Annotated in this window: 7 protein-coding genes; 1 reads left to right on the top strand and 6 read right to left on the bottom strand. The window is 43.6% G+C overall.

The window, feature by feature from the left end:
* Nucleotides 1-460: 460 nt before the first annotated feature.
* Nucleotides 461-1,099, bottom strand: a complete 639-nt coding sequence (locus tag G9371_RS14450) for a lysozyme (RefSeq protein ID WP_000097415.1) — start codon at nucleotides 1,097-1,099, stop codon at nucleotides 461-463.
* Nucleotides 1,099-1,491: a hypothetical protein gene (locus G9371_RS14445; protein ID WP_000138816.1), complete on the bottom strand. Its 393-nt coding sequence runs from the start codon at nucleotides 1,489-1,491 to the stop codon at nucleotides 1,099-1,101. Before G9371_RS14445 ends, G9371_RS14450 begins: the two co-directional genes overlap by 1 nt.
* A gap of 114 nt (nucleotides 1,492-1,605) precedes the next feature.
* Here G9371_RS14445 and G9371_RS14440 point away from each other — a divergent pair, with 114 nt between their 5' ends.
* Nucleotides 1,606-1,818 (top strand): hypothetical protein, encoded by a 213-nt coding sequence (locus G9371_RS14440; protein ID WP_223829155.1) that lies wholly within the window; start codon nucleotides 1,606-1,608, stop codon nucleotides 1,816-1,818.
* A 132-nt stretch (nucleotides 1,819-1,950) separates the two neighbouring features.
* Here the strand turns inward: G9371_RS14440 and G9371_RS14435 are convergent, their stop codons facing one another.
* Genes G9371_RS14435 through G9371_RS14420 form a run of 4 tightly spaced genes read right to left on the bottom strand, consistent with a single transcriptional unit; the run spans nucleotide 1,951 to nucleotide 14,458 of the window.
* Nucleotides 1,951-2,202 carry a hypothetical protein gene (locus tag G9371_RS14435; protein WP_000281052.1) on the bottom strand — a complete coding sequence of 84 codons (252 nt, stop codon included), beginning with the start codon at nucleotides 2,200-2,202 and terminating at the stop codon, nucleotides 1,951-1,953.
* 9 nt (nucleotides 2,203-2,211) lie between these two features.
* Nucleotides 2,212-2,946 carry a hypothetical protein gene (locus G9371_RS14430; RefSeq protein ID WP_001121317.1) on the bottom strand — a complete coding sequence of 245 codons (735 nt, stop codon included), beginning with the start codon at nucleotides 2,944-2,946 and terminating at the stop codon, nucleotides 2,212-2,214.
* 13 nt (nucleotides 2,947-2,959) lie between these two features.
* On the bottom strand, nucleotides 2,960-3,274 hold the full coding sequence (locus G9371_RS14425; protein WP_001262280.1) for a hypothetical protein: 315 nt from the start codon (nucleotides 3,272-3,274) through the stop codon (nucleotides 2,960-2,962).
* Nucleotides 3,275-14,458 (bottom strand): phage tail protein, encoded by an 11,184-nt coding sequence (locus G9371_RS14420; RefSeq protein ID WP_000992032.1) that lies wholly within the window; start codon nucleotides 14,456-14,458, stop codon nucleotides 3,275-3,277.

Genomic DNA, 14,458 nt, shown 5'->3' with positions numbered 1-14,458 from the left:
TAAAACGGAGTATTTGTACCGCTGAAACGGAGTTTTTGTACCTTAATAGGCTTTCAAAGCATTTATTAGCAATCGTTTCAGGCCCTCTAAAAGAAAAAAAGAAAAGATTTTAAATTCAAATAGGTTTTAAGTTATCCACAACGGAATTTTTGTACCGTTATTATCAGAACACTTGTAATTCAAAGCATAGAGCGTTTTTAAAAAAAAGAGTTCACAGAAAGAAGCGAAACATGTTTAAGTTTTAAATTCAAATTAATGTCTGTTTTGGAAATAAGAGAAAACAAGGATGATGCATGTTGTGAATAACATCAGGAATGTAACAAACGAAAGAAAAAAAGAAGCCATTATTAACGACTCATAGGCGCACACTGTAAACAAACAGTGACATGGATATTGTTTTGAATAGTAGAAGCTGTACATCCTGAAATCAGGATGCACAGCATGAATAGGGTTAAAAGTTTCATGCTAAAAATAATTTCTTTTCAGCAGAACGGCGATTAACCAAACCAGGAATCCGTTTACCGTTGTCAAAAACCCAACGATCAAACTGATTTGCAGCTCCAGTAAAATTGCCTTGGTTGAGTAAAACCAGCATTGTGCTTTTAACGAAAGCTGTCTCACCTACGTTGTAAACAAAAGAAGCCAGTGCATCGAATTGATTTTGCGACACCTTCACTTTCACACACTTATCAAGACATGCATCAACCCACTTACAATCGTTTTTGAGCCATTCTTCTGCTTGAGCGCGTGTGCAGGTATCACCCATTCTGACAGCCTTGCCATTTGGATATTTGATTGTTCCGAACCCGATAGTCGGTACACTGCCTGTATCCAGATATGCCGTATTCCTGAAACCTTCAAATCCACGAATAAGTTCATATCCTTTTTCGGAAATATCCCATTGCCCTGTAACGCCAGATTCAAGTTTGTAACCAATGAGTTTGGCAAAAGTTTCTAAACCCGCTTTTTCAATGATCTCATCACCAGCGGTTACTTGTTCTTGCGTTAACTTTCCTCCTGACATCGCCCGAAGCCAAGAATAAGTTTGTGCAATCTGGGCCATTTGCACTGATGCAAGCGTGGATACCATGCTACTCATTAATCTTTAAACTCCTTCAGGTCGTTTTTAATATCAGTTGCAACTTCGAAAATGTCGGAACCCTCCTTCTTTTCGATATAGTTGAAAATCCAACGGACAATAGCCCACCCCGGCAAGCCACATGTGAAGAAGAAACCGCCAAGAGCGATCATTCCCCATACGTCTGTTGCCCAAGCGTGAAGGTTAAATTTGATGATGATGAAAGAGCCGCCAGCCAAGCTTGAAATTACTGTGGTAATCAAGCCAACTCCCCACTCTCTCGGAGATCTCGGCATCCGCATCATGAGCACTACAGCCGCAACTGCCATCACACAGATTGCGACTACGATAGTCATGCCAAATGCCTTCCAAGCAGCGAATCCACCGATAGTAGTTGATACTGGTTCGGTCATGATTTTCTCGCCTTAGATTAGTTGAGAAAATATAACATTTTTACTATATTTTATAAATAAGCACTTACTAATAATTTATGAGTGTGTAAAAATTATCGTTGTTTAATTTTTAGGATGTTTACTATGGCATTAAAGCAGATCACGAAAGATGAAGCTAACCTTTTGAACGTTCTTTTAGGGCAAGTCAACTTGCTCGAAGGCCAAAATGGAAAGCCGGTTGAAAACTTGACCTTGATTTACGATCGGAAGACTCCTGGTCTAGCTTCGGTCGGACTGGTCTATGCAGATGAAACCACTACTACTGAAGAAAATGGCGGTACTGCGTAACCATTCGACTTCATTAAAAAGGCTTTCTTGAGAAGCCTTTTTTATTACTTAAATACAAAGTAAATCATAACAGAGCAGACTAGAATAACGGCACTTTAGCAAAGGTCCTTACTGGTACAAACTTCTGGTTTGTCAGCTAATTTCTTTACCATTCCATAAAATTTTCGGCATTTCGGGTCGGTTCAATTTAACTTCTTGCTTTACACATTTCATGATTACTTTGTCATAACCCTTTAGCTTTTCCATATGCGCTTCATTACTTGCCATTTCGACAGCTATTTCGGCCCTTTCAGCGGAACAGGCACTTTCTGTTTTAAATTCCCCAGCAATTACGCTATTAACTTCAGCCCCATTCAAAATCAAAGTAAGTATTAATAAATACATAACGACTCCTTAAGTTGGCATATAACCTACATAAATAGTTGTTACCCAAGATCTGGTATCTGTATCACCGATAGCAGGTTCACTTAATCTCAGTTGCAAATAGAGAGTTGTATCTTTAAAACAAGCTAGTAAGAAATTTTGTGTAGGAGGAAGTGGGTACAAATCACCCCCTTCGCCGTTGAACCAGAAGAAATTTATACCATCAACCCATATCCACATCTTGCCCGGAACACCGTTAGGTATAACGTTTGCTTTCCATTCATCAATTCCAACCATTTCTTCAAATGTTCCAATTTTAAGAATTCTTGGAGAATTCATGAAGGTCTGCAAATCCCATACAATTTCATTGTTAGCATTTCGTACTTCTAAATATGCGGATGAAGATGAGCTTATAGCTAAGGCTTCTGTATACTGACGGCAGTATATAGTCTGCCGTCCCTGATGAATGCCTTGATATAAACCTGGTTGGTATTGAGAATCTCTACCTGTGAATGTTTGCGGGTTAAAAATTACAGCATCGTCAGCATGCCACCAGTTTATTTGATCATCCCTTGCTAGTTTATATGGCGCTACGAACAGCGTTTCGTATTTTCCAGTAACAGGGTTACGAGCACCTGTTGCCCAATTAGAACTGGTCATATCTTGTGCAGTCCATACGATTTCACCAGCTTTTACTAAGACTTTGCTTTCACTGTTGAGAACAACTTCACCAGTATCGTCTTTAATTTCAATACCTATGGGCATAACTGCGTAGCTCCTAGTGATGAAATATTTTAAATGTGTTTGTTTCTGGAGGTAGGCCCCAATCATGCTTTGCATAAATTACAGGTGCTCCACCAGTAGTTTTTCCAAAGGTGATTTCTACATTAAAGATTATGTATCTACCATTGGTGTAGATGGCGTCAGTTGGAACAGCCCACCTAGGTCCATCATTAATTCCTGCAATGTTTTGCTTGCTGTAAGAACTTTGTTGAATCGTTACAGTAGTGACAAAAGTAATTACATGATCCGTTGTCGAATCATAAGCGATTGAGTTATCTGGATACCTTATTTCAAGTCTAGCGTTTGCCATTTACCAAATCCCTAATCTAATACGTGCCACGTTGTTATCGTCATAAACGGTAGTCAAACTACCTGTAATAACCATTCGCGCTCCATTAGGCTTCGTTGGATCCTTAAGTGTGGTTAAAGTTCCAAGATTTGCGCTAATTGCACTTAAACTTGAGGCATTGATTTTTTCCGCGTTGATATAGCCGATTGACGCATTGTCCAAATACAGTCCGGCAGGTACGACTGTTCCATTTGGCAACGTTGTGGCTGTCGGTTGATAAACAAATGCGTATTTAGGCGCTACAGAACCCGCTGCGGCATTAGATGGTGGAGCGATGGCGAACTTGTTAGCCTGAATAATGAAATCAACGGTTTTGCTATCGTTCTCAATCCCAACACCGCCAATTAAATTGCCGGATTGCAACTTCAAAGTTGCTCTTGATTTCAATCCATCAATTGATTGTTGCTGCGATTGAATTGACGCCGTATGTCCACCCACAGTTGTTTGCAGATTGGTAATACTTGTCGCCTGAGTTGAGACTTTTCCATCAATCGTTGATACCTTGGCATCAAGTGAAGATAGCGCTGAGGCCTCAGCTTTATTCGATAAGCCATCACTCAATGCTTTAATGTCCTGAGACCATGCGAACCACGAGTTGTAATCAGCACTTCTTCGTTCAGCAGTAAAAGCCGAAGAAGAACCTCGTGCAATTTGAATGATTGGGCCACCAGATGGGTCAATCCAATAAACGTATGTTTCAAGGGAGACATATGTACCCATGCCAGTCAAACCTAGCACAGAGGCTTGCTTGAACTCGCGAACGATACGCAATGGATAGTTTGACCAATACCACGATGGAGGCTGATTAGTAGATCGAGTATCGGATACTGCAACATCCTTTAATAAGCCATTCACAGATGCATTCAGCGAAGTAATACTTGAGCCTTGAGAGGTAATTGCACCTTCGGTTGTAGTTACGCGGTTGGCGAGGTTTGTTAGAGCCGAACTATCTGCTTTTGTTGCTAACGTGCCGTTAATATTGGTGATGCTATTGTTTAGCGAGGTAATACTACTGCTATGTGAAGCAATATCCTTACCTTGTTGAGTCACTGTGTTCGACAATGACGAAATGGCAGAAGCATTTGCATCCAGTTGAGTGGTTAAAGTTCGGGAGTCACCTAAACCTACAGGTACACCATTCACAAAACTAAGCGGGTATTCAATCCACTGATTAGGAACAGTCGAATCAAACATACCGAGAATACCATTGCCTGCATCTAGGTCTTTGCGTCCTACAAAAATAGGAAGAGCATTCCAGTTCCAAGATCTGAAATATGTGTCGCCAGCACCAGAAGCAAGTAAAAGCGCACGTAAATCAGTATTTGGGTTTGAATTTCCAACTGAGCCAATGTTATCTGTACCCACGATTGCAAAGTAAGTTCCCGATGCAAGCGCCTTGATAGCGGCATAGATGGCGTTACATGCAGATACGATGTCGCCATAGGTGTCATATTGCGTACAGCTTTCAACATCCCCATTTTTAAACACAATGAGATTTAAACCGCGCCCAAATCCATATAATCGCGTATTGTTTCCAGTGTAGACGCCAGCCGCCTTTGGCATGCCAACGGCAGAGCCGTTACGGAAAGTCACCAGCGAATATGACTTCGTGTTACCGATTTGATTAGTGAGCGAGGTAATGCTGCTGCTATTTGATGTAATAGTATTGCCTTGCTGACTTACTGTATTAGTAAGATTTGCGATAGCAGCGGCATTTGCATTGCTATCAGGGATATAATCATATGGGCTTGGAATCCAAGCATCAGTCGTGAGTACATCGCCTTTTACAAGCACCGCCCAATAAACCGTACCAACGCTACCCTTGTCGGCTGTCGGACGGTTGAGCATGTAGAAGTGGATAATTGGGCCAGAGGCAACTGCGCTGTTTTTAACAAAGGTAACTTTGCTGACAACCTTACCATTCGTATTTACTACGGCTTGCAGATGTTGTGAGCCACCACCTGCGTATACAGCAAGTGATGAGTTTGTATCGCCAGTCCCTCGTTTATGTTCAGCACACCAAATTAAAGTATATGTAGCCCCAACTTCCCAATCTTCACCGAGTTTGTATGTATGGTGTGGGTATGAGACACCATCATAAGTGCCAACTACATTGGATTTGATGAGAAGGTTTGTGCCCGCCTTTCCACTAACCGCTAGGGAATTAGTCAATGAGGTAATTGAATTACCTTGGCTTGTGATATTCCCCTCCGCAGTGGTTACTCGATTAGAGAGCGAATTTAAGGCTGTCGCATCTGCCTTCTGGGCGAGGGTGGCATTGATGTTTGTAACGCTATTGTTGAGCGTAACGATATTATTTGATGCCGAAGTTAAACGACCGTCGATGTTTGTAACTTTTGAAGTTAAATCAGTTACGGCGGACGAGGTTGCTTGCAAGTCGGTTGCTAACTTCTTATTACCTGTAATGTTACGTACTTGAATGTTCGTAACATGCCATTGCTGCCCCGCTGCTTCTGACGCAGCAATACTTACTTGAAGCCAAGGTCGAATATCAACCATGCCATTTGGCACAGTGAAATAACCTTCCACCATACCCCAAGCATTTTTGTCCGTAGACTTAATGGCAACGCTATACCAAGTGTAAGTGCCTGCGCTGTTCCGAGTATTGAAACCAAGCACGGCAGAAGCGGTTGCTGATGTATTTGGCGTCGCAAACCAAGCCGAAACATAGAACATGTCGCCAACATTACATTTGACGAAAGGACCGTAATAACTATCACGGTTATTCAGTCTTAATGCTTTTGCAGAAGGCGGGTTAGGCGCTGCGTCAGTCGCATCAACAATTACGCCAGATGTCCAATCGCTTTTCGGGTCTACGAAATCAGGATTAAGAACAAGATTCGATAAATCATTGTTAGTAATCTTGTTGGTTAAGGTGGTAATAGAATTACTGTGAGAAGTAATTGTATCGCCCTGTTGAGACACAGTATTTGTCAGATTACTAATTGCAGAAGCAGTGGCATTAAGCGTTGTTGAAATGTCTAATAAAGACGGCTCAATGATTGCAGAAATGCCATTAGATGCGAGGTCTGCCTCAGCCATGAAACTAGCTGACCAACCATCGGCCCAACTATCTGGTGGAGTTGTGTAGCCAATTTCAGCGTCGATATTGAATTTTGGATATTGCCAGTAAGCGCCTGGTGCCTGAGAAGTTAAAATAACGACTACTGTGCCATTTCGGACACCCATGCGAACTCGAATTGGCATGGTGCCCGAATTTACCACTCCATGTTGAAGCAGAGAGGTGCCCGAATATGCATAGCCCCCAATGTTCAGATTAATTTCATTCTTAGCGGCCAAGTAGTTATAGCCAGTAAGTGAAAGTCGGAACATTTTATTTGTGAAGGTAATTGGCGTTTGGATTACGATATTGCCAGTTAGATTTGCGCCGTTTTGCTGCCATACAAGAACGCCTCTAAATAACTTAGCTGCGCCAGTACCGCCCTGAATCTTAGGCAATGCAGCGTTCGCTGTATTGGTTGTAACCGTTAAGCTGTTACTTAAATTAGTAATCGCATTACTTTGATTGGTTAAACCATTTTCAGCAGCCGTCATTCTCGTTGAAAGACCGCTTAGAGCCGAGTTTGCCGCTGAGATATTCCCTTCTGCTGCACTCATACGAGAGTTAAGCGAAGTGATTGAATTTGTTGCTGTCGTTAAGCGTCCATCAACTTCTGATACTTTGGTATCAAGAGCGCTAATCGCTGATGCATTTGCATCATTGCCAACAATTGCCTCTGCATCTTCCAGAATTAGGTAATCAAGCTCAACAATGCCCGTTTGCGCCGAATAGTTTGCAATAAACATCGGCGTGATGAAGCCTGCTTGTTGTGAAACAGTACGTGGGCTTGTTTTTGAGCCTGAACCCGATGCTGCTCCTGCTGATCGACCTTTGATATACGCAACGATTTCTTGCCATTCATCGATCGCAGGTGCGTGCGCATTAACAACATAGTTAGAAGACCCCATATCGCCCGATAATGCGTTGGCTGTTGTTACGTATAGTGCCTTGTCTGGGGTTTTCTGAGAGACACCGAGGTAAATTGTGCCTGTTCCGGCACGACGGCGATACCGCGCACGAAGTCGATATGTCTTAGTTGCATCAAAAGGAATGAAGTTATTCGGATGCATCCAAACAATATCATTGCCAGCATTATTTCCAAGTTGAATAACACGACCCGCTTGGCCATCCGCTTGTGCAACAATTGAGTATTCGCCTGACGTATTAAAGAATGTCCAATCGCCCTGTGCATTACCCGCATTCATTGAAATGCTTGAAGTAGCGTTGCTTAAAGTTGAACTTAAAGCTGTAATGGCATTGGTATTTGACGTTACTTTGCCATCGACATTCGTAACTTTCGTGTCGAGGTTTTGAAGCGCAGAAGCATCAGCCTTTTTGTTTAAATTGCCTTCTGTGGTCGTCATGCGACTTTCGAGGCTAGTGACGCGTCCCGCAGTCGCGGCGTTTTGGCTAGTGGCTGTGTTGAATAAATCAGTCGCCTTGGCTTGCGTTGAAAGAATCATTCCGGTTGGGTCGCTACCTGCAATCCAAGCCGAAGGGGTTGTGTTGTTGCCAACTTGCCGTTCAAGCATCATTCTTTCGATATTGATAACTTGTCCCGCAGGTTTGCCTGTAGGGTTTCCGATTAACAGCATACATGCAGCGGCACCACCAGCGGGCACCGTGAACACCCCGCTATAGCGGGTTAATGTTGCGGTAATATTAAAGCGCAGGCGTGTACTATCTACATTGTAGAGTTGCCACTCAATAGCATGCGGTGGTGTCCCGCCAACAGTTTTGGCAACAAAACTAAAAATGTATGTACCTTCTGTTAGCCACTGTCGCGGAACTTGGCCGCCACCAATGTTGAAGTAAGTGCCGCTAGTGGTGTTGGCAGGCATCGTGAATTGGAACGCACGCACATTCACCGTATCTGGTGATTGAATAACTTCAAATGGAAGACCTGAAATCCAATTTGGCTTTTCGATTGGGTTGGAAATTTCAGGGCCGAGCAAGTTCACGCCTTGATTTGGAATTCCCTCAAAGCTGCTTTGCAACGCTGTTAATGCAGAAGAGTTAGATGTAACTTTGCCGTCGATTAGTGTTACTTTTGAATCAAGCGACTGTAATGCGCTCGCATCCGCTTTACTCGAAAGTGCGCCGTTGATGCTTGAAATGCTGTTATTTAGTTGAGTAATAGAATTACTATGGGAAGTAATGGTATTACCCTGCTGGCTGACAGTGTTTGACAGGGTGTTAATCGCATTCGCATTGGCTGCAATAGCATCGCTATAAGCTTTTGGAATGGTGTCGTTTACAGCCGTTACATCAAATACTTCGTATGAAGCAAGAATCACAAAGACTGGATTATCAACCGTTGGTACTGGCGGGTTAGTACCGGCAATTACGCGGAAATGACCTTGAATAGTAGAGCCACTTAAATCAGCCCCACCTTGTACGACAGAGTAGTACGTTTCAAATTTGCCAGTTCCTAGATCATTACCCAAGATTCGGATGTATCCACCCGTACCCGTAGCATTACCGATGGCTTGTAATTTTGTACCCACTGGCATCTTAATAATTTGTTTAATTAAGAAGGTTTTATTTGCAGTGAGTACAAGCGTAGGTGCAGTTGGATACCAACCACCACCCAACGCTTGAGTTGCTTTGATCAACATTTCATGGGTTGAGCCAGTTGGGTTGTCTGTTGACTTAGTTTGCTTAACCCATGAAGTTCCCGCAGGGAAACTGTATGCAGATAAACCACCAGCAGAGGTCGTTTTGAAAGTTGGATCGTCGCGTAGAGGCTTGCCAAGAGATAACAGTCGCGCCAGAACGTTTACGTCGTTCAAGTTACTGTTTGTTAGATCAAGGCTATTGCTAAGCGAAGTAATCTGCCCGCTTTGACTTGAAATCTTGCCCTCGGCTGTTTCCACTCGGCTAGTTAAGTTATTGACCGCGCTTGAATCGGCTTTGTTTGCCAGTGTTCCATTGATTGAGGTGACGCTATTTTGTAGCGATGCAATTGAATCACTTTGATTGGTGATCTTGCCCTCAGCGGTTGCCATGCGTGTCGAAAGTCCACCAACCGCAGTATTTGTGCTGTTGATATTTCCTTCGGCTGTAGACATGCGCGAATTTAGTGACGTAATCGAATCTGTAGCAGTGGTTAGCCGACCATCGATATTGTCAACTTTTGTTTGGGTCGTTTGAATTGCAGAAGCATTGGCGTCAATTGCAGCCTTTGTATCACGAGGGCTTGGACTCCAAGCGGTAGCCTTTGTGCCCGCTTCAATTTGTAATTTACGAATCGTCGGGATACGGCCAGTTCCATACGTTCCATAGAACTCAATTGTCGAAACAGTTGTACTTGCCGTATGCGCTTTTGGACTAACTGTTACTGAATATTTGGCAAATTGATTTACGATAATTGCATTAACGGAAGTAACGAATTGGTGAGCAGAACCATTTGACGAATAAACTTGAACCGGTCCAGCCACAGGAACGCTCATTTCAAACGAAATCGTGATTGGCTTCTCAAGGTTTTCGTCATAGAACGCTTTTAATTCGGCGCTACGTTCATACAGTAAATATTCGCGATTCGTTGCGGCAGTTGAAGTGCGAGGAGCTTCGGAGTTCGCAACAACGTTTACACCACCAATCGTCAATTGACTGTTGAACTTGTCGATTGCGCCAGAGGCGGCAGAATCAGCCTCAGTTTTTGTGTAGTAGTTGTTTAATGCAGATGCGTCTGCTTTGGTTGAAAGTCCTTTCTCAATGCTCGAAACACTACCTTGAAGAGATGTAACAGCGTTGGCATTACTTGTTACTCGGCCATCAATTTCTGAGACTTTTGAATCCAAAGAATTGAGAGCGCTTGAGTCAGCTTTGGTTGAAACGGCTTTGTTGGTAGATGCTAGATCGTTTTGAAGAGAGACAATTGACGACCCTTGTGATGAAATTTGCCCCTCAGCATTAGAAACGCGAGTTGTTAATGCATTTAAAGCTGTAGCATCCGCTTTGTTTGAAAGGGTTCCATTAATCGTATTAATGCTGTTGTTTAGTTGCGTGATCAAATTGCCTTGAGATGTAATTTTCCCCTCGTTGTTCGAAACGCGTGTAATTAGGTTGTTGATTGCTACAGCGTTTGTATCTAAGGCATTCTTAATCGCATTTAGATCAGCAGGACCCGCCGTCCACGTAGAAGCAGGCTTTTCGGAACCGACAGACTCTTCAAGCATCAACATATCGATGAGGTATTCGCCGGCAGAAGGCCCTGAAGGGTTACCTACGACATAGACGGTAGCGCCGATTGCATTTGCAGGTGAGTTGACTGGTCTAAATGAGTATCGTTGGCCGTTAGCGTTCGGAGCAATGTAAGAATCTGTTTGACCTTGTGGAAAAATGATTCCGGCATTTGTTGTGATGTTTCCAGTGCTAGGGTCACGAATAAACCACAGGATGTTGAAACGGAATGACGGAACGGCTGTTGATAAAGCCTTCAACCAAACGCTAAATGTATAAGCGCGCCCCGCTTCAACTTGCATCGCCATTTGTGATGGTGCTAGAGCGGCTTGAGCGGTGCCGAAATACACATAATGAGCCGCCGCCGTGAATGACACTTTGTAAGCCTTGCCGTTTCGACGTAACGCAGAGTCCACCAAAGCTACGGTACGACTCGCCCCACCAAGAGCTGGAAGTTCTTGCGGATCCGAGAAGGGAGCTACAATGTTATTAATGCCTTTTCCGCTGCTTAATTCTGATTTAAGAGCAGTAACGGAGTTTGCAACAGCATTAGCCTTGTCTACCGCTGAACTTGCGGTTTGTTGAGCTGTTGCCGCTGCATTAATCGCATCTGCTGTTTTGCCTTCGTTTGTGGTTAAACGAGAGTCAAGCGAAGAAATTTTTGATGTATTTGCGCTTGTATTTGTCGCGTTGGTATTAATTTGCGTTTGCAGACTAGACAAAGTGCCATTTGTGCTCGACTTATAGGTCTCAATATTGCTTAACAGCGCCGCATCTTCTGTCTTACGCTGAGATGTTTCAATTGTCAGGCCATCATTCAGTTTAGAAATTGCCACTGTGCGTGCATCAGTTTCATCAGCAATTTTCTTATTCAACTGATTTGTTGAGGTTGTTAAATCAGAAGCAACTTTTGATGCGGCTGCGGCTGCATCGTTTGCCGTAGTTTGAGCTTTTGATGCAGTAGAACTTGCCGTAGCTGCCGTTGTCGCTGCATTATCTGCGGCTGTTTTTGCTTGATTTGCAGCCGTTACCGCTTGGTCTGCTGCATTTTTGGCGTTAGCCGCTGTTGCACTTGCTTCACTAGCGATTTGTTGAGCCGATGACGCTTGTGTCTGGGCAGAGCTTGCTGCTTTTTGAGCTTCGGAAGCTGCTGTTTTGGCATCTGTCGCTGCTGTTTGTGCGTTTGTTGCTGCCGTTTGAGCGTTGTCAGCAACAATCTTTGCGGCTTCAGATACGGTTACTGAATTTTCAATCTTGCCCTGTAATTCAGTTGCAAGGTCGCTTTCTCCAATTTGACCAGAGATTAGATCAAGTACCTGATCTGGGTCATTTCCAGTCGTGCCTTTAACGAAGTTCGACCAATCACTTTCATTGCCAGACTTATCAACGGTTTTCGTTCTGTACCATTGATCAAGACCGCCCTGTAATCCCTGAATAGTCAAGGTGTTTGTAGGATATGAAACATTACCGAGCAATCTAGGGTTTGAACCATCAGCCCGATCACTCACTTCAATGACAACATGTGATAGGTCAGAGTTACCTGCCGGATAAACCCAATCGAGCTTCATGCCGAACAATAACGGCGTGGTTGTCAAAGAAAGGACATTAGTTGGCTTGCCAACTTTTCCTTTTACGTCGGTGCTTGTTGAATACTTCGGATAAGAACGTGCGCCAAAAAGGTTGTACGCAACAACGCGAGCTGTATAGGCTCCCGCGTATACATCCTCAACCTCAATACTTAATGAAGTGGTCTGTGGAAGCTTGACCCAGTTGCCATCATTGCGTTTCCATTCGACTTCATAACGCGCTGCATTTTTCGCTTCTTTCCAGCTAATAACGAGGCGAGTTTTTGCGACATTTTGAGTGGTAATAATTTCACTCTTAATCTCGACACTTGCAGGAGGTTCCTGATTGCGAGAGTTCAAGATTGAAGTCGGCGGAACATCAAGCATCAAATCATTTTCAATAGATTGATACTTGTTAGGATTGTGAGGAACGGCAGTAATGTTATAAGTGCCCTTTTCTTCACCTTGAGCAACGTTTACAACGCGAGCGATTACTGGTTGTAATTCTGCCGCTTTGATAATCCATAAAGCGTATTTGACAGGCATAACCGTCAAGGCTTCAGCCCATTCCACCACTGTTACTTCTTTGGTGTGTCCAGAAACGGTTACTGTCTTTTTGGTATGAGAAGCAATTACGCGCTCTGCTAATGACCCATCTTCTAAACGGATCACAAGCGTCAAATCAGTAAATTCCCCAAAATCAACCAGATCATCAAGAACTGCCTGTTTGGCTGTGCAATCTAGTAAACGTCCACCAAAACGTTTACCCGCGCGGTCACGGTCTTGAACGTAAATCAAATCACCCGGCAATAGGAGAGCTGCATCAATGCCGACATTGAATGTGATTGTTTCTGACTGTTGGTGCTCGCTGTATAGCAACCAACGGCCATAACGAGCAGCTTGACCGCGTGACGTACACCCGAATGCCATGACTTCTGTTTTGCGAATGCCATAGCGTTCAATGAGTTCAGGGTCTTCAACTACTTCTGGAACTTGTTTGTAGTCGTCATTCGGATCATTCCATGTAACTACCGCGACTGAATGACGGTCTTTATTCGAAGTTCCCTGATAAGAGAAATCGCCAACAATATTGGTATTGTTGAACAGCATTTGCGGAGTGCCTGGCGCATCGATGGTAAAGCCCACCATATGGCCTGCCCAATACGCCATGCCGTTAAATGCCGAGCAAATATCGACAATGAGGTCATACGCTTCAACACGAGTATTGATAACGCAGTTAATTGTGTATCGCGGTTCTTTGTTGCCAAAACCGTCGTCTACAAGCTGATCGCAATACTGACCAATTACATACAAACGGCTTTCGTCGATCATTTCAGGCGTAATGTATTCGCCTAGACCGTAACGTTTGCTAAGTAACAGGTCATACAGAATCCATGCAGGGTTACTTGATGACTCAAGCTTGAAAGTACCATCCCAAGGCCCTGTGTATGACCCGTCTTTATTGCGGTTTGACGGAACCTTGATTAATAGACCATCTACCAGATACTCACGTTTAGGAATTGAACTAAACGTTTCTGAACTGAATCGGGTAGCGACCAATGCAACGTTTGGATATGAAAACTTGGTTAATTCAACTTCCGAGTAACTCTCGAAGAATGTTGTGTTTTGAAGGTACGATGAATTTGAATCTGGGGTTGTTCTTGTGATCTGGAATGACCAAGCGGTAATTGGTGTACCGTCAGCTTTCTTTTTTGGAAGGTCGAAAGAGAAAGAACGCTGATAACGTGATGTTGTTTTACCAGTGATTTTTTTAGTTGCAAGGATTTCATAAGGGCCGTTGTTTACCGACAACTTGATTTGGAACTCTACGGAAGTGCCATAGGTATCGCCGGAGCTGCGATCGGTAGACAAAAGAGAGTTCACGGCCAAAATGATGCGAACGCGATCTGCATTCGGGTTTGAAACCGTAAATGCGCTAGGGATGCCGGATTTAAGCTGTACGTTTTTGTAAAAAGGAGTCTCTACCCCTTCGCCAAATCCTTCGATGTAGTCTTGTCGCTGTAAACCGACCCGTTCCGCCCAAGACACATTCGCGAAGTTCAGTTCACCGTTTGTATGACGTAAGCGTGTTCCATCAAAAAAGATTGATTTTTCTTTTTCGGTAAGACTGTCGCCGTCAACGTTATCGACCAGACCACCGATTTGACCTTCGCCAATTAGATCAATGATATTTACATACGCGCTAGATTGAAGGTTATCTGGATCTTCTCTCGGCACGGAAGGGCTTTTGCTGCCTCCAGAAGCCCCTGCAATTGGTAAAGGAAAACCAAATTTCTTAATTTTAGCGTTCAT

It is taken from the genome of Acinetobacter sp. EKM10A, assembly GCF_011075215.1.
GTDB lineage: Bacteria > Pseudomonadota > Gammaproteobacteria > Pseudomonadales > Moraxellaceae > Acinetobacter > Acinetobacter baumannii.
Note: the sequence above shows the minus strand (reverse complement) of the source record. Positions and strands in the feature narration are given on the sequence as shown.

Excerpts from the sequence above, each read along its gene's own strand:
- G9371_RS14450 (WP_000097415.1), bottom strand. The coding sequence starts at position 1,099 with ATGAGTAGCATGGTATCCACGCTTGCATCAGTGCAAATGGCCCAGATT.
- G9371_RS14445 (WP_000138816.1), bottom strand. The coding sequence starts at position 1,491 with ATGACCGAACCAGTATCAACTACTATCGGTGGATTCGCTGCTTGGAAG.
- G9371_RS14440 (WP_223829155.1), top strand. The coding sequence starts at position 1,606 with ATGTTTACTATGGCATTAAAGCAGATCACGAAAGATGAAGCTAACCTT.
- G9371_RS14435 (WP_000281052.1), bottom strand. The coding sequence starts at position 2,202 with ATGTATTTATTAATACTTACTTTGATTTTGAATGGGGCTGAAGTTAAT.
- G9371_RS14430 (WP_001121317.1), bottom strand. The coding sequence starts at position 2,946 with ATGCCCATAGGTATTGAAATTAAAGACGATACTGGTGAAGTTGTTCTC.
- G9371_RS14425 (WP_001262280.1), bottom strand. The coding sequence starts at position 3,274 with ATGGCAAACGCTAGACTTGAAATAAGGTATCCAGATAACTCAATCGCT.
- G9371_RS14420 (WP_000992032.1), bottom strand. The coding sequence starts at position 14,458 with ATGAACGCTAAAATTAAGAAATTTGGTTTTCCTTTACCAATTGCAGGG.